Genomic DNA, 24677 nt, shown 5'->3' with positions numbered 1-24677 from the left:
CCCCTTGCGGCAAACCACATCCGTGCCCCCGCGCCAGACGCGCGGATGGCGGAGGTGAGTGTGTGCCGCCGTATAAAGCGCACGCACCTTGACGGGCACGGCACCCGTAGGCTTCAACCTCAGCATGAGCACATTTCACCCCTCCCCCGGCACCTCCACTGCCGGGCACCATCGTGCGCTGGTTCTGTTTTCGGGCGGACAGGATTCGGCCACCACGCTTGCTTGGGCGCTGACGCGGTACAGCCATGTGGAGACCATCGGCTTTGACTATGGCCAGCGCCACGCCGTTGAGCTTGAGCAGCGGCTGGTAGTGCTCGACAAGGTGCGCGCGGCGTTTCCGGCATGGGCGGCGCGGCTGGGCGAGGATCATGTGCTGGATCTCAGCGACCTGGGGCGTATTTCCGACACCGCTCTCACCCGCGATGCTGAAATTGCATTTGATGAGCAGGGTCTGCCCTCCACATTTGTGCCGGGGCGCAACCTTCTGTTTTTCACCTATGCGGCGGCGATAGCCTTTCGGCGTGACCTGACGGTGCTGGTGGGGGGCATGTGCGAAACGGATTATTCCGGCTACCCGGATTGCCGCGACACGACGCTGAAATCATTGCAGGCGTCGCTGACGCTGGGCATGGGCCGCGACGTGGTGATTGAGACGCCGCTGATGTGGCTGGACAAGGCGGCCACATGGGCGATGGCCGATGCGCTTGGCGGCACGCCGCTGGTGGAGATCATCCGCGACGATACACACACCTGCTATCTGGGCGACCGCGACCATGCCCATGCGTGGGGGCATGGCTGCGGCACGTGTCCGGCCTGTAAACTGCGCGCCGATGGCTGGGACACCTGGAAGGCGCATCGGCTGTGACTTACTCGGTCAAGGAAATGTTTCCCACGTTGCAGGGCGAAGGCGCACAGGCGGGCCGGGCGGCGGTGTTTTTGCGCTTTGCCGGCTGCAACCTTTGGAGTGGTCGCGAGCAGGACCGCGCTAAAGCTGTGTGCAACTTCTGCGACACAGATTTTGTCGGCGTGGATGGCGTGGGTGGTGGCAAGTTTGAAACGGCTGCCGGTCTGGCCGACGCGGTGGCCGCAACATGGCAGGGCGGTGACCCAGGACGGCTGGTTGTGTGCACCGGCGGCGAGCCGTTGTTGCAGCTCGACGGACCGCTGATTGATGCGCTGCACGGCAAAGGCTTCGAGATTGCAGTTGAAACCAACGGCACGCTGGCTGCCCCTGAAGGCAAAACCGGCGGCATCGACTGGATTTGCGTCAGCCCCAAGGCCAACGCACCGCTGGTGCTGACGCACGGGCAGGAGCTAAAGCTGGTTTACCCGCAAACACAGGCCGAAGCGCAACCTGAATGCTTTGAAAGCCTGCATTTCCAGCACTTTTTTTTGCAGCCGATGGACGGGCCTGAGCGCGAAAAAAACACCAATCTGGCGGTTTCCTATTGCCTTTCACACCCCAAATGGCGTTTGTCCCTTCAGTCCCACAAATATATCGGCATTCCGTAACGCTTATCCGCTCATGCGCATCACCAAACAGTTTTCATTCGACGCGGCGCATTTTCTGCCGCACGCCGAAGATGGCCACCCGAACCGGCGGCTGCACGGACATTCGTTCCGCGTGATCGTCGCGCTGGATGGTATGCCGGATGCCACCACCGGCCTGATCCGCGACTTTGGCGATGTGGAGAAGGTGCTGGGCGAGGTGCGCGGCGAGCTTGACCACCACTTCCTCAATGAGATTGAAGGGCTGGAAGCGCCGACGCTTGAAAACATTACCCTGTGGCTGTGGGCACGCCTCGCACCGCCACTGCCTGAACTGGCACGCATTGAAATCCACCGCGACAGTTGCGGCGAATCCTGCATTTACGAAGGCTCGCGACACAGATGAGCGACACACCAGACGTTCACCAGCTTGGCCAGCAAACCGCCCTGCCCGCGTCGCCAGATGCGGCAACGCTGGAACGCGTCGCCAACCCTCATCCGGGTACGGACTATGTGGCGCGGTTCACAGCGCCGGAGTTTACCTCGCTGTGCCCGGTCACTGGCCAGCCTGACTTTGCCCATCTGGTAATTGATTACGTGCCCGGACAGTGGCTGGTGGAAAGCAAGTCGCTGAAGCTGTATCTGGCGAGCTTCCGCAATCATGGGGCTTTCCACGAGGACTGCACCATTGCCATTGCCAAACGGCTTGCAGATCTGCTTGAACCGACATTCCTGCGCATTGGCGGCTACTGGTATCCGCGCGGCGGCATTCCCATTGACGTGTTCTGGCAGACCGGCGCATTGCCTGCGGGTGTGTGGTTGCCCGACCAGGGCGTGGCACCCTATCGGGGCCGCGGCTAGGCCGTTCCGGCGGGCCATGCATAACGACCGGAGAGGGACCGCAGAGGGAGCACAGGCCATTAGGGTTCCCGCAACAGTTGTATGAGAAGCTTGTTGCCAGTCTTACACCGCTGGATTCAGGCCCATGCCCCGCGACAGCACTCAGCCGATAGCTGAACCGCCCCCGCAAAACATGCCGGATGATGCCGACGCATCGTCAGCGGTCGGGACAAACAGCTGTGTGCCTACCCAGGCAGACCGCGACAAAGTCACGCTGGAACAGATCAGGCCACTCGCGCTTATGGCTGCTGCGGCCTACACCATCATCGGCATCGGTCATCTGCTGATGCTGCCGGCCGGACCACGCGAAATCATGACACTGGCGGCAATCGGGATTGTCGCCCTGACATTGGGTATTTATGCCGCCGCGCGCGCCGGGCGGGTAACGCTGGCCTACGCAAACCCCATCATGTTCGTGTTTGCAATCTGCCTGATTGGGTCCGCGTCTTTGCATGTGGTCACCACCGGCGAAATCCATCAGGTGACCAATCTGGGATTGTCGATCGGTTTCCTGGGGCTGTTCTTTTTGTCCATTCCCTATATGGCCGCCAGTTTCGGATTGGGGCTTGCGGCGTGGTTTGCGATTGTGCGCCCCACCATCTCGGATCCCTTGACGGGTCATTTCGGGTTTTTTCTGTTGATTTCCTGCATGTTGACCGTTGTGGCGTTCACCGTACGGTGGCGGGCGCATAACAAGCTGATTGCCGTCCAAAAACATGCCTCAGTGCGCGAGGCCGTGCTTGCAACAGCACTGGAGCGGGCCCGCCTCGCAGAGGCTGCGACCAGCGAGGAACAAGCCAAGCGCGCCTTCGTGTCGAACACGAGCCACGAATTGCGCACGCCGCTCAATGCCATCATCGGCTTTTCGGATGTGCTGGACCGCGAAATGTTTGGTCCGGTGGGCAGTGACGAAAACAGGGATTATGTGCGCGAGATCAACTCATCCGGCCAGACGCTGCTTCGGTTGCTGAACGATATACTGGACCTTGCGTCGGTATCACTGGACGAATACCAGGTGAGTGAGCACGATTTTGATCTTGCTGCTCTGGTGCGCCGCTGCGTCGCGCTGGCAACCTCGCGCGACCCGCTCAAGAGCGTCACAGTGACGGCCAGCGTTCCAGACGCGCTCGCCCGGATTTACAGCGACGAACGGCGCGTCAAGCAGATGCTGATGCATTTGCTCTCAAACGCCATCAAGTTCAACAAACAGGGCGGTTGGGTGAAAGTTTCAGCCGGGCTGGCCAGCAACGGCTGGATATCCATCCGGGTGAGCGATTCAGGCGTTGGCATGAGCGAAGAGGACATCCGCCACGCGTTCTCACCGTTCTGGCAGGGCTCGCGTGAGCTTTCGCGCAGCCATGGCGGGCTGGGTGTCGGCATTGGCATTACGGCGGCGATTGCCGCCCGGCTTGACGGTCGTCTTGAGATTGAAAGCGACCCCGGCCACGGCACACGGGCCACCATCTGGTTGCCGCCGCATACGGTTGCAACAGACGACAAAACGGACGTTGCGCGCAGTGCCTAGCGCGCACGCTTCTTGCTGAGCCGACCGGCCTTCATTTTCTCGCCCCATGTCTTGCCGCTATAGACCCGCGACGGCAAAGGGTGCGCGCCCAGCGCGTAGGTGCGTTTGCGCAACTCGTCGGCAAAGGCCACCCGGTCCTTGAGGTGCGCCAGTTCCTCATAGCGGATCGGCCGGCCAATGCGCACGGCAATGCGGCTGCCGATACGCTCATGCACTTCGCGGAACAGCAGTGACAATCTGAGCGTGCGGCTGAAATGGCTGGCGACCTGAAACAGGCGTCCGTTCTGGCCTTCAAAAAACATCGGCACCACGGTGGCCCTGGAGCGCTGCACGAGCTGCGCGGTAAAGGGCTGCCAGAGCGGGTCCACCGCGCGACCAAAGGGGCGCGGCGATGTTGAGACGGTGCCGCCGGGAAAAATCACGATGGTGCCGCCTGCATTGAGCAGATCGCGGGAGATCTTGCGCGTCGTGATGTTGGTAGCCAGCGCTTCGCGGGTTTCATCAAAATTGACCGGCAGAAGATAGTCTTCAATTTCGGGGGCCTGGGTCAGCACGGCGTTGGTCAGCACCTTGAACTCGCCGCGCACCATGGAGGCAAGATGGCTGATGACCAGCCCGTCAATCACACCGAAGGGATGATTGGCGACAATCACCAGCGGGCCGTCTTTGGGTATTTCGTGCAGCCGCGCCATGTCAAAATCCACGTGCAGGCGCAAGTAGCGAATGGCGGCTGCAAAAAACGTTTCGCCCTGTACGGGGTTGGCGCGGTTATCCAGATACATGCGCTTGAGGCGCGGCTGACCGGTAAGTGTTTCAATCAGCCGTATCAACATGCGCTTGAGGCGTGGGTCGTCCGGCGACGCATAGGAGAAGGTGGGGTCCGCGACGACTGGTAACGCCGGGGGTAGCGATTGGGGCAGAGAGGAAGCCGCATCGCCCTCAACTGGCTGGCTCATTGTCATGAAACCGGGCACCCCCTGATTGGCGGCAACACAGAATCGCCGCCTGTTCGCTCACGTGAGAGTTATGGATCAGTCAGCCTTTGACAATGCATCAAACGCCTGCAACCGCGCCAGCAACGCGGGCATGTCTTTCAAATGCACCATATTGGGGCCATCAGACGGCGCGCTGTCCGGATCCTGATGGGTTTCCATGAACACCCCCGCCACACCCACAGCCACCGCCGCGCGGGCCAGCACCGGCACAAACTCGCGCTGCCCCCCGGACGTTGTGCCCTGCCCGCCGGGCTGTTGCACGGAATGGGTGGCATCAAAAATAACAGGTGCGCCGGTTTTGGCGAGTTCGGGCAAGGCGCGCATGTCGGATACCAGCGTGTTGTAGCCAAAGCTCGCGCCGCGCTCCGTCACCATCACGTTGGGGTTGCCTGCGCCGGTGATTTTTTCAACGACGTTTTTCATGTCCCACGGGGCCAGAAACTGACCCTTCTTGACGTTGACCACCACGCCGGTTTCAGCAGCGGCGAGCAGCAGGTCGGTCTGACGGCACAAGAAGGCGGGGATCTGCAACACGTCCACCACCTCAGCCAGCGGCGCGCACTGGTCTGCCGAGTGCACATCGGTCAGCACGGGAATGCCGAGGCTCTCTTTGACTTCCGCAAAAATCGGCAGCGCCAGTTCCATGCCCAGCCCGCGCGGGCTGTTGGCGGAGGTGCGGTTGGCCTTGTCGAAGGAGGATTTATAGACCAGCCCCATGCCCAGCTTGGCAGTGATCTCCTTGAGCGCCGACGCCATCTCCAGCGCATGGCTGCGGCTCTCCATGGCGCAGGGACCGGCAATGATCGACAGCGGCAATTTGTTGCCGAAGGTGGCAGAGCCGATGGAGACACTGGCGTTGGGGTTGGTCATGAATACTGTCCGGACAGGGAAAACGATTGTCGGCGACAAGCTGGTGCATCCGCGCCTGAATGGCAAGGCATCAGGGTTGTGCTGAGGCTGACGGAATACCCTTTTCCACCCCCCCTCACAGATTGCCTTTCCGCGACTTGATCGCGGAACCCAGAGCGGCACGGTCGGCTTTGCGGCGTGGCCCTGGGCCCCGCGATCAAGTCGCGGGGAGGCAGGTGAGTGCCGTTAGACCAGTCGGCTTTGCTGCAGGGCGGCGCCGACGAAACTTGCGAACAGCGGGTACGGGTCAAACGGTTTGGATTTCAGTTCCGGGTGGTACTGCACACCCAAGCTGACAGAAAGCCTTCCGCCCCCTCACAGATTGCCTTTCCGCGACTTGATCGCGGAATCCAGAGCGGCACGGTCGGCTTTGCAGTGAGGCCCTGGGCCCCGCGATCAAGTCGCGGGGAGGCAGGTGAGTGCCGTTAGACCAGTCGGCTTTGCTGCAGGGCGGCGCCGACGAAACTTGCGAACAGCGGGTGCGGGTCGAACGGTTTGGATTTCAGTTCCGGATGGTACTGCACGCCGATGAACCAGGGGTGCGACGGGATTTCGATTGTTTCGGGCAGCAGGCCATCGGGCGACGCACCGGAGAACGTCATGCCGGCCGCTTCCAGCGGCTCGCGGTAGGTCATGTTGACCTCATAGCGGTGGCGGTGGCGCTCTGAAATCTGCGTCGTGCCATAAATATCGGCGATGCGGGTGCCGCTCTTGAGGCTGGCTGCATAGGCACCAAGCCGCATGGTGCCGCCCAGATTGCCGTTTTCCTTGCGGGTTTGCAGTTCGCCGGCCTTCAGCCATTCGGTCATCAGGCCCACTACCGGCTCGTTGGAGGGGCCGAACTCGGACGATGACGCGTTGGGCATGTTGGCCAGATTGCGGGCGGCTTCCACCACCGCCATCTGCATACCAAAGCAGATGCCAAAGTAGGGCACTTCGCGCTCGCGGGCGAACCGGGCAGCGGCAATCTTGCCTTCTGCGCCACGCTCGCCAAACGCGCCGGGCACCAGAATCGCGTTGACGCCTTCCAGATAGGGAGCCGGGTCTTCCTTCTCGAAGATTTCCGAATCAATCCACTCAATATCGACGCGCACCTTGTTGGCGATGCCGCCATGAGTGAGCGCTTCGGTCAGCGACTTATAGGCATCCTTGAGGCCCGTATATTTGCCCACAACGGCGATTTTGACTTCGCCGTCAGGCTGGCGCACGCGACGGGTAATCTCCTGCCACTGATCCAGAACCGGGGCCGGTGCATCGGTGATGCCAAAATGTGCCAGCACTTCCGCATCCAGGCCCTCGGCGTGGTATGCGGCGGGCACATCGTAAATTGTGTCCACGTCGCGCGCTTCAATCACGCTGGATGCGCGCACGTTGCAGAACAGACCCAGCTTGCGGCGCTGATCTACCGGAATGGGCCGGTCGGCGCGGCACAGCAGAATATCCGGCTGGATGCCGATGGCGCGCAGCTCGCGCACCGAGTGCTGGGTGGGCTTGGTCTTCATTTCACCGGCAGACGCGATCCACGGCATCAAGGTGAGGTGAATGAACACAGCGTCATTGGGCGGCAAATCATTGCCGAGCTGGCGGATCGCCTCGAAGAACGGCAGGCCCTCGATGTCGCCCACCGTGCCGCCAATCTCGCACAGCACGAAGTCCACATCGTCATTGCCATGCAGCACGAAGGCCTTGATGGCGTCGGTTACGTGGGGAATGACCTGCACGGTGCCGCCCAGATAATCGCCGCGGCGCTCTTTTGAGAGAATGGTCTGGTAGATCTTGCCAGCGGTGACGTTGTCGAAGCGGGTGGCGTGAACGCCGGTAAAGCGCTCGTAGTGGCCCAGATCCAGGTCCGTCTCCGCGCCGTCATCGGTCACGAACACTTCACCGTGCTGGATGGGGCTCATGGTGCCGGGATCGACATTCAGATAGGGGTCGAGCTTGCGCAAACGCACGGAATATCCGCGCGCCTGCAAAACCGCGCCGAGCGCCGCTGATGCTAGACCCTTGCCGAGGGAGGACACCACGCCGCCGGTAATGAAAATGTACCGCGCCATGGGAGGACAACCTATCGCGAGTCGCACAGCGCATGAAGCGCTCAATTAGATTTTGCGGAACTTAATTGCCGCAGTGAGGAAAGTCCGCGCCCGCAAGAGGCGTGCGTGCAGCGCACTTAATTCAGGCCATTACTCGGGCCGGGGCACCAACGGCTCGTCCAGCGTCGCGGGTTCTTCCCCTGCGGGGCCGACAGCGGGCGGTGCCACATCCAGCGGCGCCTCGACGGCGCTGTCGCTGGCGGGGCCGACGGGCGTAATACGATCGGCGATGGAACTGCTGCTGCCGGAGTGGATGACCGTCAGGGCAATGGAGGTCAAAAAGAACACCACCGCCAGACCGGCGGTTGCCCGCGTCAGCAGGTTTGCCGCCGCCCGGCTCGACAGCATACCGCCGCCACCACCGCCGCCACCGCCACCCATGCCCAGCGCGCCGCCTTCAGAGCGTTGCAGCAGCACCACGCCCACAAGGGCGATGGCAACCATAGTGTGGATAATCAGCAGGATGTTTTCCATGACGGCAGGCAATTCTCAAAAAATACGAGGTGACTTGTAGGCTAGGCACAAATACCGGATCAGCCTTGCGGCGGGTTTTACGCCAAGGGGATGCGGATTGCCAGTCCCCCCATTGTGATGCCCGCGCCTAGCGATAGGCGTCGATGATGCCGTCAAAATCGGCTGCCCTGAGGCTGGCTCCGCCCACCAGCGCACCGTCCACATTGGCCACCGCCATCAGCTCCGAGGCGTTGGCGGCCTTGACGGAGCCGCCGTAGAGCACGCGCATGGCATTGCCTTTTTCAGCACCGAAGCGTGTTACCAGGCATTCGCGTATGGTGGCGTGGACTGTCTCCACATCATCCGTTGTGGGTGTGCGCCCTGTGCCAATCGCCCAGACCGGCTCATAGGCGATCACGGTATTGACGGCATCCGCGTTGTCCGGCACGGAGCCGGAAAGCTGGCCCTTGACCACATCCAGCGTCTCACCCCGGTCGCGCTCCGGCTCGGTTTCGCCAACACAGATGATGGCCACCAAGCCTGCTGCATGGACGGCATGTGCCTTGGCGTTGACCGTTTCGTCAGTTTCGAAATGGTCCTGACGGCGCTCGGAATGGCCAACGATCACAGCAGTGGCTCCTGCATCCGCCAACATGGTGGCGGCCACGTCGCCGGTATGGGCGCCGGGTGCCAATGCTGAACAGTCCTGGCCGGCAATCGAAATGCCGGTATTGGCCGTTGTATGGGCAAACTGCGCAATCAGTGTGAACGGCGGGGCAATCATCACGTCGCAGGCCGGTGCCGGGCGCTGTTGCAGCGCACTGGCCAGCGCTTCCACCTCTGCCACTGAACCGCGCAGGCCGTTCATCTTCCAGTTTCCGGCGACAAGCGGGCGGCGAGCGGTCATTTGGCTGACTTTCCTGGTGTTTGAGGTGCGCAATTGGAACTGAGGGGCCTCTTGGCGGATAAACCTCGCCAAAAGCCCTGTCAGCAGAGCGGATAGCAAACAGGCTCCCGCGCGGCTAGTACAAAAACATGCCACATCACGCTAACGCTTGGATCAGCGCTTATGGATATGGTATCGCGGGGGCGTGCCAGGCCAATGATGATCAAGTGGCCGTCCCTCACCACCCAAACAAGAGCGCTTGCCCCATCATGCTGAACAAACTGCGCAAGAACGCATCCGGCTTTGTCGCCCAGATATTCATCGGCCTTTTGGTGCTGAGTTTCGCGGTGTGGGGCATCAACGATATTTTCACCCCCACCATCGACACCACCGTGGCCGAAGTGGGCGGCGAGGAGATCGACGGCAATCTGTTTTTGTTCGAATATCAGCGCGACCTCAACCAGCGCTCGCAGGCGTTCGGTCGCCAGTTGACCCGCAACGAAGGCCAGACGCTTGGCTTTGACCGGCAGGTGCTGGACCAGATGATTGGCCGCACGGCGCTGGACGTAGCTGCGCGCGATCTGGGCCTTGTTGCCGGTGAAGAGCTGGTGATTGACGACATTCGCACTGACCCTGCCTTTCAGGGGCCAACCGGACAGTTTGACCGCGAGACGTTTCAGCAAACGCTGTTCACCAATGGCGTATCAGAGGAGTTTCTGATTGATGACCGCAAGCGGTTCATCGCCCGGCAGCAACTGGTGGAAGCTGTAAGCCAGGGCATCGAGGTGCCCGACGGGTTTGCCCGGCAGATGTATTCGGTCATCAATGAAACCCGTAAGGCGCGCTATGTGGTGCTGACGCCTGAAATGGTGGATGCGCCCGACGAGCCAACGGAAGAAGAGCTTACGTCGTTCTACGAGGTGCGCGGACAGGGGCTGTTCCGCGAGCCTGAATATCGCACGTTCTCCTATGTGCTGATGACGCCTGAAAACGTGGCGCAGTCGATCGAGATTTCCGAAGAAGCGCTGCGCGACGAATACACCGCGCGCAAGGCTGAGTTTGATGTGCCGGAGCGCCGCGCCATTGAACAGATCAATTATCCAACCCTTGAAGAGGCACAGGCGGCCCGCGCAAGCCTCAACGAAGGCAAGACGTTTGCCGCGCTTGCCGACGATCAGGGGCTTGCGCCTGAAGACTTCCGGCTGGGTACGCTGACGCGCAACCAATTGTTCAGCGAAGACATTGCAGACCCCGCCTTCGCACTTGAAGAAGGCCAGGTGAGCGACCCCGTTGAGGGTCCGCTGGGCTATGTGTTGATCCGCGCGGCGCAGGTTATTCCCGCTGTGGAGAGCACGTTTGAGGACGTGCGCGACCGCCTGCGAACCGAACTTGCCCGCGACCGCGCCTTCGACGAACTGTTTGACCTTGCCAATCAGGTGGAAGACGCGCGCGCCGGTGGGGCACCGCTGGCAGATTCCGCCTCGGTGCTGGGCCTTGTGCCAACATCCGTGCCTGCCGTGACACAGGCAGGCCTTGGCCGCGACGGGCGCCGCCCCGATGCCCTGCCGACAGACCCGGTTGTTCTGGCCACAGCCTACGACACCCGGCCCGGCGATGAAGCGCCCATGGGCGAACTCGATGACGGGTCGTTCTTCTGGGTTGAAGTCAGCAATATTTCAGAGGCCCGCACACCGCCTCTGGAAGAGGTGCGTGAGCAGGTTATCGAAACGTGGAAAACCGAAGAGCGGGAGGCAAGCCTGCTGCGGCTGGCGGCTGATCTGTCGGCGCGCATCAATGCAGGCGAGACGATTGAAAAAATCGCCGCGGAGTTTGGCCGTGCGCCCATCGAAACGCCGGAGCTTCGCCGTGGCATGAGCAACGAAACGTTCTCGCGCATTGCCATCAACAACCTGTTCAGCATCAACGAGGGTGAGGCCACATATGGCCCCGTCGGCTTTGGCAACTCGGTGGTTATCATGCAGGCAACAGACGTGATTTCCGGTGATGCCCTCGCCGAAGGCGATGAGTTTTCGTCCTTCCAGGAGCAGCTTGCCGGTGCGGTGGCCGACGACCTGATGGTTCAGTACGTCAACGCCGTGCGCAACGATCTGGGTGTCACCGTCAATCCGCAGGCCGTCAACTATGTGATTGGCGGCGAGGACCAGCGCGGGGGTGCGGGCATGTAGCACCCTGTCGGGGGTGCGCCGTGCTTAGTGAAGCTGATGATTGTCGAACCGGATTTTTCTGCCTTTGAGCAGGCCTATGACGCAGGCACACCGCAGGTTGTGTGGACGAAACTCGTTGCCGATCTGGAAACGCCTGTTTCCGCCATGCTCAAGCTCAAGAAGGGTCGCAGCAACTCGTTCCTGCTGGAAAGCGTCGAGGACGGAGCGGTGCGCGGGCGCTACTCCATCATTGGGGTGGACCCGGACATTCTGTTTCGTGCTGACGGCAACAGCGCACAGATAAACCGCGCGGCCCTGACAGACCGAACCGCATATGAGCCGTGTACGGATGGTACGCTGGATGCGTTGCGGGCACTGCTGAGCGAATCCGCCATTGATCTGCCTGAAGGTCTGCCCCCGATGGCTGCCGGTGTATTCGGCTATCTGGGGTACGATATGGTGCGCCTGATGGAGCACCTGCCGAACCAGAACCCGGATGTGCTGGGCCTGCCGGACTGCCTGATGGTACGCCCCACGGTGATTGCCGTATTCGACAGCGTGCGCGATGAAATCTCGCTGGTGACGCCGGTGCGACCCAAATCCGGCACCTCCGCCCGCGTGGCGATGACGCGTGCCGAGGAACGGTTGTCGGCCATCGTTGATGCGCTGGACACCCCCCTGCCCCACAATGCCGATGCCCAGATGGATGTGGCGGCGTTGCCTGAAACGCAGTCCAATACTCAGCCTGCGGAGTATCACCGCATGGTGGAAACCGCCAAGGAGTATATTGCGGCGGGCGACATTTTTCAGGTGGTGCCAAGCCAGCGGTTTTCGGTGCCGTTTGATCTGCCGCCGTTTGCGCTTTACCGCGCCCTGCGCCGCACCAACCCGTCGCCCTATCTGTATTTTCTCGACTTTGAAGATTTTGCCGTCGCAGGGTCGTCGCCTGAAATCATGGTCAAGGTCGAAGGCTCACAAGTGACAATCCGCCCCATCGCCGGCACCCGTCCGCGTGGCGCGACCCCCGCCGAAGACAAGGCGCTGGAAAAAGATCTTTTGTCAGATCCCAAGGAGCGCGCCGAGCATTTGATGCTGCTGGACCTGGGCCGCAACGATGTGGGCCGGGTGGCAAAAATCGGCAGTGTCAAAGTCACCGCCAGTTACACCATCGAACGCTACAGCCAGGTGATGCATATTGTGTCCAACGTCATCGGCGAGCTTGACCCTGGCTATGACGCCATCTCAGCGCTGGTGGCGGGTTTTCCCGCTGGCACCGTGTCCGGTGCGCCCAAAGTGCGGGCGATGGAGATCATCGACGAACTGGAAAAGGAAAAGCGCGGGCTCTACGCGGGCTGCGTCGGCTACTTCTCTGCCGGGGGCGACATGGACACCTGCATCGTGCTGCGCACGGGCGTGGTGAAAGACGGCACGCTGTATGTGCAGGCGGGCGGTGGCGTGGTGGCTGACAGCGACCCGGAAGCCGAGCGCATGGAGAGCGTCAACAAGGCCAAGGCATTGTTCCGGGCAGCCGAAGAAGCCATCCGTTTTGCCAGCACCGCCAAGCGCGGGCAGTAGGTATCGTTCGGGGGCGGTTGCATCTGCTGTGATGTGGGGCCCAGAGCGGCACACACAGAACAAGCAACATCGCTACAGAGGCCCGCCTACTCGACCATCGCCAGCATACGTTTGCGGTTTTCAAGTGCGATGGCTTCGCTCATGGGCACCAGCCGCAAGCCCTTGCGCTCAAGGCCGTTCACCCACACTGACAACACATCCAGCGTGGTTGTGTGGGGGTGGGCAATGGCCACGGCCACGCCGCGGGTGCGGGCCTGGTGCTCAAGCTCGGCAAGCTGGGCCAGCACAAAGTCAGGGCCTTGTCCGTGATCGAGGAAAATATCGCGGGCGATGAAATCAACGTCGTGCGCGGCGGCACTGGCGCGCGCCGTGCTGCGGGGTGTTGTGACTGAATCTACAAATACGAACCCGCGCTCGGCGGCACCGCGCATCACTTCGTCCATCACCCGCCGGTCGGCCGTTGCGCGGCTGCCCATGTGGTTGTTGATGCCAGCGATTGGCACCAGCGCGCCCATGTCGGCAATCTGGTTATCCAGCTTTTCGCGCAGGCGCGTATCGCTGTCGCGCGTCAGCAGTGCGCCGGGGCCGGGGTCTGCGTTGCCTGATGGCTCCATCGGCACATGCAGGAAAATCTCGTGGCCCTTGGCGGATGCAGCCTGCGCCAGCGGACGCGACACCGGGCCATAGGGCAGAAAGCTGAGCGTCACTTCAGCGGGCAGTCGCAGGGCGTGGGCTGAACGGTCCGGCACGATGCCCAGATCGTCGATCATCAACGCGATGGCCGGGCGGGTGTCGTGAATGCTGCCGGTGGTTATGTCCGCCAGCAGATCGCGCTTTCCGGTGGCCAGCAAAACGGGTTCAGCCTCGGCAAGGGCGCGCGTAGGTGGCACGATAATTTCAGAGAACACCATGCGCGGCGGTGCGGCGGCCAGTGCCCGCTTGCCGGTTGCAATCACCGGAGCAGGTGCCGCCGTGTGGTTATTCGCAAGCGCCACAATATGGTCATTGGGCAGAACGTGGCTGTTTGCGGTCGCGAACACGGAGGGCGCCAAACCGGCAGCGCCGAGCAGCACAGCGCCCACCACAAGACCGGCCAGAAACGCCAGAACCGGCATATGCCGGACCACGAGGCCCTTCGAGGCTGATCGCGCCAGGTGATGTGATATGCGTTGCTGCACGCGTGTGTCCGCCCTTGGAAGCGCACATACTGCGCTTTAAGACATTGTTAACACCATATGTTGTGGTGGTAAATCAGTCGGCGGGCCGAAACGCCAGAAAACTGGGGATAAGCGTTGAAAGAATACCGTATCTCCGGACTTGATCCGGAGCCTACTCGCAGATGCCCACCCCTGCAGCGATCGCGAGTGGACCCCGGATCAAGTCCGGGGATACGGGATATGGGTAAGATGCACAGGTTAAGACATCGCATCGCGGGCTGGCAGGATCCACCAAATGCCAGCTTTCTTGCTTCATCCCCCCCTTCCCCCCTATATGTCGCGCTCACCTGTTTTGCGGATGCCGTCCATGCTGCTGCTCATCGATAACTACGACAGCTTTACCTACAACCTGGTCCATTTCATCGGCGAGCTGGATCACGCGTTGGGGGCGGATATGCGCGTGGTGCGTAACGACAAGATCAGCACCCGCGAGGCGCTGGCGCTGAACCCGCAGGCCATTGTGCTGTCGCCCGGCCCGTGTGACCCGGACAAGGCGGGCATCTGTCTTGAGCTGGTGGAAAAGGCTGCGGGCCGCATTCCGCTTTTGGGGGTGTGTCTGGGGCACCAGACCATTGGCCAGGTGTATGGCGGCCGCGTTATTCGCGCGCCGAGCCTGATGCATGGCAAACTGAGCCCAATACAGCACACCGGCAGGGGCGTGTTTGAGGGCATCGACAACAATTTCAACGCCACGCGCTATCACTCGCTCACCGTTGAGCGCGAAAGCCTGCCGGACGTTCTGGAAATAACGGCTGAAACCCCTGACGGTGTGATCATGGGGCTGCAACACACAACGCATCCGGTGCACGGCGTGCAGTTTCACCCGGAGAGCATCGCCTCGCAGCATGGCCATGCACTGCTGAGAAACTTTTTGAACAGTGCCGCACAATTCAATGCCGCGCGCGAAACGGAACCGGCATGAGCGACTTCAAATCCATTCTGATCCATGTTGGCGCAGGCAATGCACTGGACGCGGCGCACGCCAAAGCTGCCTTCGAGTTCATCATGTCCGGCGAGGCATCGCCTGCGCAGATTGGCGCGTTCCTGATGGCACTTCGCGTGCGCGGTGAAACCGTGGACGAGATCACCGGCGCTGCGGGCGTGATGCGCGAGATGGCATTGCGGGTGCCCGCCCCTGCGGATGCCATTGATACCTGCGGCACCGGCGGCGACGCGTCGGGCACCTACAATATTTCAACGGCGGTGGCGTTTGTGGCAGCAGGCGCGGGCGTGAAAGTTGCCAAGCATGGCAACAAGGCCCTGACGTCAAAGTCAGGCTCAGCCGACGTGCTGCGCGCGCTGGGCGTGAAGCTGGAACTGACGCCTGACCAGATTGCCCGCTGCATTGAGACGGCAGGGCTGGGCTTCATGTTTGCCCCGCAACATCACGCCGCCATGAAGCATGTGGGCCCGGTGCGCGGTGAACTGGGTACACGGACGATTTTCAATCTGCTTGGTCCGCTGTCCAACCCCGCCGGTACCAAACGCCAGCTTGTGGGTGTGTTTGCGCGCGAGTGGTGTGAGCCGCTGGCGCATGTGCTGCAAAATCTCGGTGCCACCCACGCGATGATTGTGCATGGCTCGGACGGGCTGGACGAGTTGACCACCACCGGCCCCAGCCATGTGAGTGAACTCAGTGACGGGGTTGTGCGCAACTACGATGTAACACCGGAAGACGTGGGCCTTGAGCGCGCGGACCCGCAAGCGCTTGTAGGCGGCGACGAGCAGGAAAACGCGGATGCGCTGCGCGCGCTGCTGGACGGCAAGGCCGGGGCATACCGCGATATTGTGGTGCTCAATGCTGCTGCTGCCCTGAAAGTTGCCGGCCATGCCGACACGTTGCAGGCAGGCGCAAAGCTGGCCGCAACCGCCATCGACAGTGGCAGCGCCAAAGCTGCGCTTGAGGCGCTTGTTGCCGCCAGCAATCAGGCCTGAGCATGGATATTCTGGGAAAAATTGCAGCCTATAAGCGCGAGGAGATTGCCGCCGCCAAACAGGCCGTGCCACCGCATGAAATTGAGCGCCAGGCGGCCGACGCACTGGCGGTGCGGCCGTTTGCACAGGCGCTGGAAGCGGCATCTTCATCCGGCTACGGACTGATTGCGGAAATCAAGAAGGCCAGCCCGTCCAAGGGGCTGATACGGGCTGACTTTGACCCGCCCTCGCACGCATCTGCCTACGAGCAGGGGGGAGCTGCCTGCCTTTCCGTGCTCACTGACGCCCCTTCCTTTCAGGGGCGACCGGACTATCTCCGGGCGGCACGCGCGGCGTGTTCGCTGCCGGTGCTGCGCAAGGACTTTATGTTCGAGCCGTACCAGGTGGCGGAAGCCCGCGCGATGGGGGCTGATGCCATTCTCATCATCATGGCCTCAACAACGGATGCAGAAGCCGCCGACCTTGCCGCTGCTGCCCGCGACTTTGGCATGGATGCGCTGGTGGAAGTGCACGACGCCGAGGAGATGACCCGCGCCCTCAAGCTCGACTGCAAACTCATCGGCATCAACAACCGCAACCTGCGGACGTTTGAAACCACGCTCACGACCACTGAAACACTGGCACCCATGGTGCCGGACGACAGGCTGGTGATCGGTGAAAGCGGCATCGGCACCCATGCCGATATTGAACGTCTCGCGCGCTGCGGCGTGCGCACATATCTGGTGGGCGAAAGCCTGATGCGGCAGGCGGATGTCGCGGCAGCCACCCGCACCCTGCTCAACGGATAATCCGATGGCAGGTGCAGACAGTCACCGAACGTCGCTTGCCGGAGGGTATGCCATTCGGCAGGCCCGTCTGGACGAAGCATCCTTGCTGCCGGACATTGAAGACCGCGCGGGGGTGATGTTCCTTGAGTCCGTTCACCCCGAAGTCAACGAACACGATGCCGGCTCACCGCAGCTCTTTCGTGCGCACATAAAACAGCACCTGTGCTTCGTGGTTGTGGACGCCGATGATACGCCGGTGGGCTTTGCTACCTGTGGTGTGCTCGATGGTGCGCTGCATCTCTATGAGCTGGCCGTTGTGCCGGAACATGGCGGCAAGCGCCTTGGGCGGGCGTTGATTGACACCGTGTGCGCGGAAGCCAAGGCACGCAGTCTTGGCGCTGTGACGCTTTCCACGTTCACCGATGTTGCGTGGAACGCACCGTTTTATGAGCGTGTTGGTTTCCTTGCCCTGACCAATGATGACCTGTCGCCCGCTTTGCATCTGGTCAGGAACCATGAGCACGATATTGGCCTGACCCACAGGTGTATCATGCGGCGGGAGATAGTATGACCAAAGACGGCCTCACCCATCTGGATGCCAGGGGCAACGCCGCCATGGTGGATGTGTCTGACAAAGCCGTCACCACACGCGATGCCACCGCTGAGGGGCGCATCACCATGTCGGCGCAGGCCTTCGCCTCGCTGGTGGACGGCACCGCCCCCAAGGGCGACGTGATTGCTGCCGCCCGCATTGCCGGCATCATGGCCGCCAAGCGCACCAGCGACCTTATCCCCCTGTGTCACCCGCTGCCGATTGCCAAAGTCGCCATCGAGTTTGAGCCCGATGCTGCGACCAGCAGCGTTGCTGTCACCGCGCATGTGCGCACCACGGCGCAAACCGGCGTGGAGATGGAAGCGCTTACTGCCACCAGCGTTGCCTGCCTGACGCTCTACGACATGCTCAAGGCGATGGATAAGACCATGGTCATCAGCAATATCCGTGTGCTGACCAAGCGCGGCGGCAAATCTGGCGACTATTCAGCCACGTAAATTGGCCGTTTCGAGCGGCAGGCCTGCCAATTTTTACGCTTGACGCAATTTGAGAACCAAACTAGAACATTCAAATCAGTTTCGGTTTTGTTCCTGCGCTTGTTCGCAGAACGAACACGCAACATGCCTTACTTGCATGCGGGCAATTAGGGCGTACACAGAATGTGACCTGTTGAACGACGCTGCCTTTGAGCAGTGACGGCAACAGGGCAAGCGGAGGGTTGAGGCATGCTGACGCGCAAGCAACACGAGCTTTTGATGTTCATCCATGAGCGTATTCGCGCCACGGGGGTGTCGCCCTCGTTTGATGAAATGAAGGAGGCTTTGGATCTGCGCTCCAAGTCCGGCATCCATCGGTTGATTACAGCCCTTGAGGAGCGCGGTTTTATCCGCCGCATGGCCCATCGCGCCCGCGCGCTTGAAGTCATCAAGCTGCCGGATTCAGCAGCCCCTCAGACACCGCCTACAGCAGCGCCGATACGGCGCGGGTTTTCGCCCAGCGTTATTCAGGGCAGCCTGTCTGACGCGGCCCCCATGCCGGACAATCACCTGTCGGTGCCCCAGGGGGGTGACGCACTGTCATTGCCGCTTGTCGGCCGGATTGCAGCGGGTACGCCCATTGAAGCGCTGCAGGACGACACCAATCATGTGGGCGTACCGTCGAGCCTGCTTGGCTCCGGTGAGCACTACGCTTTGGAGGTCAAGGGCGACTCGATGGTGGATGCGGGCATTCATGATGGCGACATAGTGGTCATTCAGCGCGCCGATACGGCGTCCTCCGGCGACATTGTGGTGGCCCTGATCGACCAGCAGGAAGCCACCCTCAAGCGGCTGCGCAAAAAAGGCGACACCATCGCTCTTGAGGCTGCCAACCCGGCCTACGAAACCCGCATCTTCCCGTCTGACCGCGTAAAAGTGCAGGGCAAACTCGTGGGCCTGATGCGGCGCTACTAAGCCGCCTTTTTGGGCAACCTTTTTGGGCAGCCTTGCTAAATGTGCTTAATCGCCGTCTCGATGCCGAGCAGGCGGCGCTCGAGTTTTTCCAGAGCGCGACTACGGTCGTTCAACTCCACAAGCTGAGCCTCAATGCGCAGCAGCACCTGCGTCATGTCTTTTGCAGGGTCGCCGGTAGCGGGGTGCACAGGCGCCTGTGTCCGGCGGGCGAACGGGTTGAGCATCGTCATGGCGGTGCATCTCCTTTTTGGCTGCGCACATCATTGAAGCGTTATCTTCGGGGCGGTTTCAGGCCGCATTGTGGCGCAACTGCACTATCGACGTTTCGCACGACATTGCGTCCACGGGCGGTCGCCGGTGACATCGCACGCCGAGACCAGACGGGTCCGTGCGGACAACCCATCCGCCGTCTCATCAACAAAAATGGCGTGGGCGCCACGGGCATCCAGCATCCCGCGATCAACAATACGCGGTGCGGTGCAGCCACGCGGCGCATACATGTCGGTTATCACCAGATCGGCCTGCGCACAGTCTTCCACCAATGCCCGCCAGGTGCGCGGGGTGGAAATGGTGCCCAGCACAGCGTGAGCGGCAACACAGCCCCCGCTATCACATGAAAAATAATCCGTATACGCCTGTTTTTGAGTGCGCAGGTCGGCGTCGCGGCGCAACCAGACGTCAGCGCTGAATGTGGCTTTGCGGCCCGAACTCATGGCCAGCAGCCCGGCGGCGTCGCGCACAGCCACCAGCCCCGCCTCCCGTTCGATCAGCATGACCGGGCGCGGTGTCATTGCGGCAAGTACAACGCCTGCAACCAGCCCCACCATGCCCGCCCACCGCAGATGGCCACGCCATAACGCCAGCCATAGGCCGCCCAGCACCAGCGCCACCAAAGCTGCAGGCGGCATGGAGGGAATGGCGGTGATGGCACCGGGCCACGAAGCGACTGCGTCCGCCACCCACAGGATAGACGCAATGCCCTGCCCCGCCACCCACAGGGGCACCGCCTCAAGCCCCACCGGCATGGCGATGAAGGCGGCGAGCGCTGCGGGCATGACGGCGAATGCCACCACCGGCATCGCGGCGAGGTTGGCGACCAGCCCGAAATCCACCACCCGGTTGAAGTGGTAGGCCGCAAAGGGCGCGGTTGCGAGCGAAGCCACAATGGATGTCAGCCCGATGCCCACCAGATAAAGCATGGCACGCGCTGCCATTCCGCGTTCAGCAAGCTGCGCGTTCCAGCGCGCCAGCCACGGACGCGCGGCTTCATAAAATGCCACCAGCGCCGTTGCTGCGGCAAACGACATCTGGAAGCTGGCCTCCATCACGCTCTCAGGTGTCAACGCCAGCACAATGAATGCGGCCAATGCCACATTGCGCATGGTGATGGCGGGACGGTCCAGAATCACGGCGGCGAAAATCAGCGTAAACATCACGAAGGCGCGCTGGGTCGCCACCGATCCGCCGGACACCAGCAGATAGCCAAAGGCACCCAGCAGTGCCAATGCAGCGGCCCATTTTTTGATCGGCGCGTTGAGCACCAGCCACGGCGACAGCGCCAGCAGCGCGCGCACCAGCCAGAACAGGGCGCCTGCAAACAACGCCATATGCAGACCGGAGATCGCCAGCAGATGCGCCAGACCCGCATCACGCAGATTGCTCAATACATCTTCGGGAATGCCGCCCCTGTCGCCGGTCATCAGCGCGGCGGCCACCGCGCCCTGGGGAGCAGGTAGCGCGTCTAGAATACGCGCTGTCAGATCAGCGCGCAGGCGCGCGACTGAAAAAGCCAGCCGCGTGCGCCAGTCGTCGCGCGCCTGGGCAACCAGCGTCAGCGGTCCCACGGCATAGCCGACGCCGCCGATCTGCCGGAAAAACGCCTGGCGTCCAAAGTCAAAGGCACCCGGCGCTGCGGGGCCTGGTGGGGGCATCAACCCGGCGCGAACCGAAATGATGTCGCCGGGCCGTACATCATCCATCGGTGTGCGCACATTGATGCGCAGGCGTGCAGGCACGTCAGCCGCGTCGAGCCGCTGTACACGTATGGGCTGCACAACAATGCGCACGCCGCCTTGAGCCCGCGCGGTTTTGGACATCAGCGTGCCCTCCACCGTCACCGCGCGCAGCTCGCGCTCCAGTATCGGTGCCATCACGGCGGTGGTGCGCGCATCGGCCACCGCAAACCCCGCACACATGGCGGCGATGGCCAGCAGCGGTGCGAACACTGCAAACCGCGACCGGAACAACACCGCACCCGCGAGACAGATGGCCGCAACGACAGCGGCAGCGGTGCCGTCAGGCTCGACGGGGCGGGCGAAATAAAACGCTATTCCAGCGCCAAACAGCACCGGCAGCCACAGGCTCACCTGGTCCTGCTGGCGGGCCAGAACCGGCCCGCCCAGATGCCAGAGCTGCGCGGCGACACGGCGGCCCACCCCACGTGCGGCCGGTTCAGCACCGTAACTGTTTGTATTTACGTTTATTTCCGGCTCCGACAGGGCGGCGCGTGAATGAAGAGGCGGGCTTATAGTGCCCCAAACCGGCGGCAAAATCCGCGTGATCCGGTGGTTTGCAGGGATTTCATTTTGGGTGCAGCGCAGCGTATCGCGGGCGGGCGCAATATGCTAAAACCGTCGCGGCTTTGGGGCATAAATGCTGGTGTTTCCGGCATCGTTCCACCGCCTCACCCCAACGCGCGGATGCGGTCCCGGCCAGGATTATGGGCAGGGTATCAGGTGCAGGGCCATGGCCCCAAGCGACCAAGCTGCGAGATGAAACGAAGGTTTGTTGATGACTGCCAGCCCCCCCGCTGATGCAAAGACGCCTGTGACCAATGGCAAGGGAAAAGTGCGCACGCGCTTTGCACCCTCGCCCACGGGCTTCCTGCATATTGGCGGGGCGCGCACGGCGCTGTTCAACTGGCTGTATGCGCGCCATTGCGGTGGCGATTTTTTGCTGCGCATCGAGGACACTGACCGCACGCGCTCAACACAGGGCGCGGTGGAAGCGATATTTGACGGCCTTCGCTGGCTGGGACTGGACTGGGACGAAGAGCCCACCTTCCAGTATGCCCGCCGCGACCGCCATGCCGAGGTGGCCAACGAGCTGGTGGCGAAGGGCAAGGCCTACAAGTGTTATGCGTCGCCCGAAGACCTGGCGCAGATGCGCGAAGACGCAAAGGCCAGTGGCAAACCTCAGGGCTATGACGGGCGCTGGCGCGACCGCGACCCGGCTGAGGCGCCGGCAGGTGTGCCCCCGGTCATCCGGCTTAAAATGCCGCTTGATGGCGAGACCACCATTCACGATCACGTTCAGGGCGATGTGACCATTCCCAATGCGGTGATGGATGATTTCATTTTGCTGCGCTCGGATGGATCGCCCACCTACATGCTGTCGGTCGTGGTGGATGACCATGACATGGACATCACCCATGTCATTCGCGGCGACGATCACCTGACCAATGCCGCGCGGCAGATCAACCTCATCACGGCGATGGGGTGGGATGTGCCTGAATACGCCCATGTGCCGATGATCCACGGGCCGGACGGTGCCAAACTTTCAAAGCGCCACGGGGCGCTGGGGGCTGAGGCCTACCGCGACATGGGCTATTTGCCCGAAGCCATGCGCAACTATCTCGCGCGGCTGGGCTGGAGCCATGGCGACGACGAGATTTTTTCGACTGACCAGGCAATCGAGTGGTTTGGGCTTGAACAAATCGGCAAGTCGCCGGCGCGGTTTGACTTTGCAAAGCTGGCCAACCTCAACGGCACATATGTGCGCGAGGCGGACGATACGCGGCTGGCAGACGAGACCCTGCGCATGATGACCCAGGTCAAGGGCTGGACCGTAAGTGATGCCACCCGCGATGCTTTGGTACAGGCAATGCCCGGCCTCAAGGAGCGCGCGAAGACGCTGGATGATCTGGCGGAAGGGGCGCGGTTCCTGATTGAACAGCGGCCATTGCCGATTGATGAGAAAGCAGCCAAGCTTTTGGACGATCAGGCGCGCGGTATTCTGACGGGCATCGTGCCGGCTCTTGAAAGCCTGCCTGCCTGGACCATGGACGGCATTGAAACAACCATCCGCGATTTTGCGGAAGCACAGGACGTAAAACTCGGCAAGGTCGCGCAGCCACTGCGCGCGGCGTTGACGGGCACCACCACATCGCCGGGCATCTTTGATGTCCTGGCTGTACTGGGCAAGGACGAAAGCCTTGCCCGCATCAAGGATCAGGCGGCCTGATACGGCTGCTGACCCAACCAGCACGGCGCACAAAACCAAAAAGACATGCGCGGTCGTGGCTTTGGACTAACCCGGATCAATCACCGGTACGCTGGAACAGCGCGATGATTGGCCGATTTTTTTGACGGGGCTTTAAGGCTATGAATGAGTACGGAATGAAGGGTGGGCCCAAGGCCACCGCAAAGCTGGATTTGGACGGCGAGCATTTTGACCTGCCGGTCTATGCGGGGTCGGTCGGGCCGGATGTCGTTGATATCTCCAAGTTTTACGGACAGAGCGGCCGGTTCACCTATGACCCCGGCTTTACCTCGACGGCGAGCTGCGAAAGCAAGATCACGTTCATTGACGGTGAGAATGGCATTTTGCTGCATCGCGGCTACCCGATTGACCAGCTTGCCGAAAAAGGCGACTTCATCGAGACGTGCTACCTGCTGCTTGAAGGCGACCTGCCGACCGAGAGTCAGTACACGGAGTTTGAACGCGCCATCACCTATCACACCATGGTGCATGAGCAGCTCAACTATCTGTATCGCGGCTTCCGGCGTGACGCGCACCCGATGGCCATCATGACAGGCGTTGTGGGTGCATTGTCAGCATTCTATCACGACTCAACCGACATCACCGACCCGGAGCAGCGGATGATTGCCAGCCGCCGCCTGATCGCCAAGATGCCAACTATGGCAGCCATGGCCTTCAAGTATTCCATGGGTCAGCCGTTTGTGTATCCAAGCAACGAGTTGTCGTACTCGGAAAACTTCCTGCGGATGTGCTTTGCGGTGCCGGCGGAAACCTACAAGGTGGACCCGGTTCTGGCGCGCGCCATGGACCGCATCTTTATTCTTCATGCGGACCATGAGCAGAACGCCTCAACATCAACGGTTCGGCTGGCCGGGTCATCCGGTGCCAACCCGTTTGCGTGTATTGCTGCGGGCATTGCCTGCCTGTGGGGCCCAAGTCATGGCGGCGCCAATGAAGCAGCGCTCAACATGCTGATGGAAATCGGCTCGGTTGACAAAATCCCTGAATATGTTGCCAAGGCCAAGGACAAGAACGATCCGTTCCGTCTCATGGGCTTTGGCCACCGGGTGTACAAAAACTACGACCCGCGCGCCAAGGTAATGCAGCAGACCTGCCACGAAGTGTTGCAGACGCTGGGCATCAAGGATGACCCGCTGCTCAACGTGGCCATGGAACTGGAGCGCATTGCGCTTGAGGATGAGTATTTTGTCGAGAAGAAGCTGTATCCGAATATCGACTTTTATTCAGGCATCACGCTGCGGGCGCTTGGCTTCCCCACCACCATGTTCACCGTGCTGTTTGCGCTTGCACGCACCGTCGGCTGGATTGCCCAGTGGAAGGAAATGATTGAGGATCCCAGCCAGCGCATTGGCCGTCCGCGTCAGCTCTACACCGGCTACCCGCCCCGCGAGTATGTGGACCGCAGCCAACGCTAGAAAGCCAGCGCCAGAAAGTCGGTGCCAAGAAGCCTGTGCTGGAAAACATCTTTGCGACTTAAAAACGCC

General features: G+C 61.6%; 23 protein-coding genes and 1 pseudogene. 15 read left to right on the top strand and 9 right to left on the bottom strand.

Annotated elements, in window-relative coordinates:
* The first annotated feature begins 124 nt into the window (after positions 1 to 124).
* The 5 genes from queC (at position 125) to RIB87_RS00880 (ending at position 3913) form a co-directional block, all read left to right on the top strand.
* Positions 125 to 865 carry a 7-cyano-7-deazaguanine synthase QueC gene (queC, locus tag RIB87_RS00900; RefSeq protein ID WP_350142513.1) on the top strand — a complete coding sequence of 247 codons (741 nt, stop codon included), beginning with the start codon at positions 125 to 127 and terminating at the stop codon, positions 863 to 865.
* Positions 862 to 1512: a 7-carboxy-7-deazaguanine synthase gene (gene queE, locus RIB87_RS00895; protein ID WP_350142511.1), complete on the top strand. Its 651-nt coding sequence runs from the start codon at positions 862 to 864 to the stop codon at positions 1510 to 1512. The genes queC and queE overlap by 4 nt, the downstream gene beginning before the upstream one ends.
* A gap of 13 nt (positions 1513 to 1525) precedes the next feature.
* On the top strand, positions 1526 to 1894 hold the full coding sequence (locus tag RIB87_RS00890) for a 6-pyruvoyl trahydropterin synthase family protein (RefSeq protein ID WP_350142509.1): 369 nt from the start codon (positions 1526 to 1528) through the stop codon (positions 1892 to 1894).
* A complete protein-coding gene (queF, locus tag RIB87_RS00885) occupies positions 1891 to 2349 on the top strand; it encodes a preQ(1) synthase (protein ID WP_350142507.1) in 459 nt (152 codons plus the stop codon). Before RIB87_RS00890 ends, queF begins: the two co-directional genes overlap by 4 nt.
* A gap of 220 nt (positions 2350 to 2569) precedes the next feature.
* A complete protein-coding gene (locus tag RIB87_RS00880; RefSeq protein WP_350142505.1) occupies positions 2570 to 3913 on the top strand; it encodes a sensor histidine kinase in 1344 nt (447 codons plus the stop codon).
* Here RIB87_RS00880 and RIB87_RS00875 read toward each other — a convergent pair.
* The 6 genes and pseudogenes from RIB87_RS00875 to tpiA form a co-directional block, all read right to left on the bottom strand.
* On the bottom strand, positions 3910 to 4869 hold the full coding sequence (locus RIB87_RS00875) for a lysophospholipid acyltransferase family protein (RefSeq protein ID WP_350142503.1): 960 nt from the start codon (positions 4867 to 4869) through the stop codon (positions 3910 to 3912). The two genes, RIB87_RS00880 and RIB87_RS00875, sit on opposite strands and share 4 nt — an antisense overlap.
* 75 nt (positions 4870 to 4944) lie before the next feature.
* Positions 4945 to 5778: a 3-deoxy-8-phosphooctulonate synthase gene (gene kdsA / locus RIB87_RS00870; RefSeq protein WP_350142501.1), complete on the bottom strand. Its 834-nt coding sequence runs from the start codon at positions 5776 to 5778 to the stop codon at positions 4945 to 4947.
* Between the two features lie 225 nt (positions 5779 to 6003).
* A pseudogene (locus RIB87_RS00865) lies at positions 6004 to 6108 on the bottom strand (glutamine amidotransferase-related protein); the annotation flags it as partial.
* A 134-nt stretch (positions 6109 to 6242) separates the two neighbouring features.
* Complete coding sequence (pyrG, locus tag RIB87_RS00860) at positions 6243 to 7871, bottom strand: CTP synthase (RefSeq protein WP_350142499.1); 1629 nt, start codon at positions 7869 to 7871, stop codon at positions 6243 to 6245.
* Positions 7872 to 8000: 129 nt separating this feature from the next.
* The gene (secG, locus tag RIB87_RS00855) at positions 8001 to 8384 is read right to left on the bottom strand and encodes a preprotein translocase subunit SecG (protein WP_350142497.1); all 384 of its coding nucleotides are present in this window, start codon (positions 8382 to 8384) and stop codon (positions 8001 to 8003) included.
* Between the two features lie 127 nt (positions 8385 to 8511).
* Positions 8512 to 9270, bottom strand: a complete 759-nt coding sequence (tpiA, locus tag RIB87_RS00850) for a triose-phosphate isomerase (protein WP_350142495.1) — start codon at positions 9268 to 9270, stop codon at positions 8512 to 8514.
* A gap of 248 nt (positions 9271 to 9518) precedes the next feature.
* Here tpiA and RIB87_RS00845 point away from each other — a divergent pair, with 248 nt between their 5' ends.
* Together RIB87_RS00845 and trpE are read left to right on the top strand one after the other, a co-directional pair.
* On the top strand, positions 9519 to 11435 hold the full coding sequence (locus tag RIB87_RS00845; RefSeq protein WP_350142493.1) for a SurA N-terminal domain-containing protein: 1917 nt from the start codon (positions 9519 to 9521) through the stop codon (positions 11433 to 11435).
* Between the two features lie 36 nt (positions 11436 to 11471).
* Positions 11472 to 12989, top strand: a complete 1518-nt coding sequence (gene trpE, locus RIB87_RS00840) for an anthranilate synthase component I (RefSeq protein WP_350142491.1) — start codon at positions 11472 to 11474, stop codon at positions 12987 to 12989.
* 86 nt (positions 12990 to 13075) lie between these two features.
* Here trpE and RIB87_RS00835 read toward each other — a convergent pair whose 3' ends face one another.
* Entirely contained in the window at positions 13076 to 14167 is a 1092-nt protein-coding gene (locus tag RIB87_RS00835) for a divergent polysaccharide deacetylase family protein (protein ID WP_350142489.1), read from the bottom strand.
* Positions 14168 to 14513: 346 nt separating this feature from the next.
* Between RIB87_RS00835 and RIB87_RS00830 the strand changes: the two genes are divergently transcribed.
* The 6 genes from RIB87_RS00830 to lexA all read left to right on the top strand — a co-directional run bounded on the left by RIB87_RS00830 (position 14514) and on the right by lexA (position 18912).
* Positions 14514 to 15128, top strand: coding sequence for an anthranilate synthase component II (locus RIB87_RS00830; protein ID WP_350142487.1), 615 nt, complete (start codon positions 14514 to 14516; stop codon positions 15126 to 15128).
* Positions 15125 to 16141, top strand: a complete 1017-nt coding sequence (trpD, locus tag RIB87_RS00825) for an anthranilate phosphoribosyltransferase (protein WP_350142485.1) — start codon at positions 15125 to 15127, stop codon at positions 16139 to 16141. Before RIB87_RS00830 ends, trpD begins: the two co-directional genes overlap by 4 nt.
* A 2-nt stretch (positions 16142 to 16143) precedes the next feature.
* Positions 16144 to 16929 (top strand): indole-3-glycerol phosphate synthase TrpC, encoded by a 786-nt coding sequence (gene trpC, locus RIB87_RS00820; protein ID WP_350142483.1) that lies wholly within the window; start codon positions 16144 to 16146, stop codon positions 16927 to 16929.
* Between the two features lie 4 nt (positions 16930 to 16933).
* On the top strand, positions 16934 to 17479 hold the full coding sequence (locus RIB87_RS00815) for a GNAT family N-acetyltransferase (RefSeq protein WP_350142481.1): 546 nt from the start codon (positions 16934 to 16936) through the stop codon (positions 17477 to 17479).
* Positions 17476 to 17958 carry a cyclic pyranopterin monophosphate synthase MoaC gene (gene moaC / locus RIB87_RS00810; RefSeq protein WP_350142479.1) on the top strand — a complete coding sequence of 161 codons (483 nt, stop codon included), beginning with the start codon at positions 17476 to 17478 and terminating at the stop codon, positions 17956 to 17958. Before RIB87_RS00815 ends, moaC begins: the two co-directional genes overlap by 4 nt.
* Positions 17959 to 18186: 228 nt before the next feature.
* Positions 18187 to 18912, top strand: coding sequence for a transcriptional repressor LexA (gene lexA, locus RIB87_RS00805; protein WP_350142477.1), 726 nt, complete (start codon positions 18187 to 18189; stop codon positions 18910 to 18912).
* 35 nt (positions 18913 to 18947) lie between these two features.
* Here lexA and RIB87_RS00800 read toward each other — a convergent pair whose 3' ends face one another.
* Together RIB87_RS00800 and RIB87_RS00795 are read right to left on the bottom strand one after the other, a co-directional pair.
* Positions 18948 to 19142, bottom strand: coding sequence for a hypothetical protein (locus RIB87_RS00800; RefSeq protein ID WP_350142475.1), 195 nt, complete (start codon positions 19140 to 19142; stop codon positions 18948 to 18950).
* Between the two features lie 84 nt (positions 19143 to 19226).
* On the bottom strand, positions 19227 to 21347 hold the full coding sequence (locus RIB87_RS00795; RefSeq protein WP_350142473.1) for a ComEC/Rec2 family competence protein: 2121 nt from the start codon (positions 21345 to 21347) through the stop codon (positions 19227 to 19229).
* A 355-nt stretch (positions 21348 to 21702) separates the two neighbouring features.
* On the opposite strand from RIB87_RS00795, the gene gltX reads away from it, so the two are divergent.
* A complete protein-coding gene (gene gltX / locus RIB87_RS00790; RefSeq protein WP_350142471.1) occupies positions 21703 to 23154 on the top strand; it encodes a glutamate--tRNA ligase in 1452 nt (483 codons plus the stop codon).
* Between the two features lie 155 nt (positions 23155 to 23309).
* Positions 23310 to 24608 carry a citrate synthase gene (gene gltA / locus RIB87_RS00785; protein ID WP_350142469.1) on the top strand — a complete coding sequence of 433 codons (1299 nt, stop codon included), beginning with the start codon at positions 23310 to 23312 and terminating at the stop codon, positions 24606 to 24608.
* The last annotated feature ends 69 nt before the right edge of the window (positions 24609 to 24677 follow it).

Origin of the sequence: Pyruvatibacter sp. (assembly GCF_040219635.1) — a bacterium.
Taxonomy (GTDB): domain Bacteria; phylum Pseudomonadota; class Alphaproteobacteria; order CGMCC-115125; family CGMCC-115125; genus Pyruvatibacter.
Note: the sequence above shows the minus strand (reverse complement) of the source record. Positions and strands in the feature narration are given on the sequence as shown.

Bases quoted from the DNA above. Each gene is read 5' to 3' on its own strand.
- RIB87_RS00830 (WP_350142487.1), top strand. From the start codon at position 14,514: ATGCTGCTGCTCATCGATAACTACGACAGCTTTACCTACAACCTGGTC.
- pyrG (WP_350142499.1), bottom strand. From the start codon at position 7,871: ATGGCGCGGTACATTTTCATTACCGGCGGCGTGGTGTCCTCCCTCGGC.
- tpiA (WP_350142495.1), bottom strand. From the start codon at position 9,270: ATGACCGCTCGCCGCCCGCTTGTCGCCGGAAACTGGAAGATGAACGGC.
- trpD (WP_350142485.1), top strand. From the start codon at position 15,125: ATGAGCGACTTCAAATCCATTCTGATCCATGTTGGCGCAGGCAATGCA.
- moaC (WP_350142479.1), top strand. From the start codon at position 17,476: ATGACCAAAGACGGCCTCACCCATCTGGATGCCAGGGGCAACGCCGCC.
- RIB87_RS00815 (WP_350142481.1), top strand. From the start codon at position 16,934: ATGGCAGGTGCAGACAGTCACCGAACGTCGCTTGCCGGAGGGTATGCC.
- RIB87_RS00845 (WP_350142493.1), top strand. From the start codon at position 9,519: ATGCTGAACAAACTGCGCAAGAACGCATCCGGCTTTGTCGCCCAGATA.
- lexA (WP_350142477.1), top strand. From the start codon at position 18,187: ATGCTGACGCGCAAGCAACACGAGCTTTTGATGTTCATCCATGAGCGT.
- RIB87_RS00890 (WP_350142509.1), top strand. From the start codon at position 1,526: ATGCGCATCACCAAACAGTTTTCATTCGACGCGGCGCATTTTCTGCCG.
- secG (WP_350142497.1), bottom strand. From the start codon at position 8,384: ATGGAAAACATCCTGCTGATTATCCACACTATGGTTGCCATCGCCCTT.
- trpC (WP_350142483.1), top strand. From the start codon at position 16,144: ATGGATATTCTGGGAAAAATTGCAGCCTATAAGCGCGAGGAGATTGCC.
- gltX (WP_350142471.1), top strand. From the start codon at position 21,703: ATGACTGCCAGCCCCCCCGCTGATGCAAAGACGCCTGTGACCAATGGC.
- kdsA (WP_350142501.1), bottom strand. From the start codon at position 5,778: ATGACCAACCCCAACGCCAGTGTCTCCATCGGCTCTGCCACCTTCGGC.
- trpE (WP_350142491.1), top strand. From the start codon at position 11,472: ATGATTGTCGAACCGGATTTTTCTGCCTTTGAGCAGGCCTATGACGCA.
- queC (WP_350142513.1), top strand. From the start codon at position 125: ATGAGCACATTTCACCCCTCCCCCGGCACCTCCACTGCCGGGCACCAT.
- gltA (WP_350142469.1), top strand. From the start codon at position 23,310: ATGAAGGGTGGGCCCAAGGCCACCGCAAAGCTGGATTTGGACGGCGAG.
- queF (WP_350142507.1), top strand. From the start codon at position 1,891: ATGAGCGACACACCAGACGTTCACCAGCTTGGCCAGCAAACCGCCCTG.
- RIB87_RS00800 (WP_350142475.1), bottom strand. From the start codon at position 19,142: ATGACGATGCTCAACCCGTTCGCCCGCCGGACACAGGCGCCTGTGCAC.
- RIB87_RS00875 (WP_350142503.1), bottom strand. From the start codon at position 4,869: ATGAGCCAGCCAGTTGAGGGCGATGCGGCTTCCTCTCTGCCCCAATCG.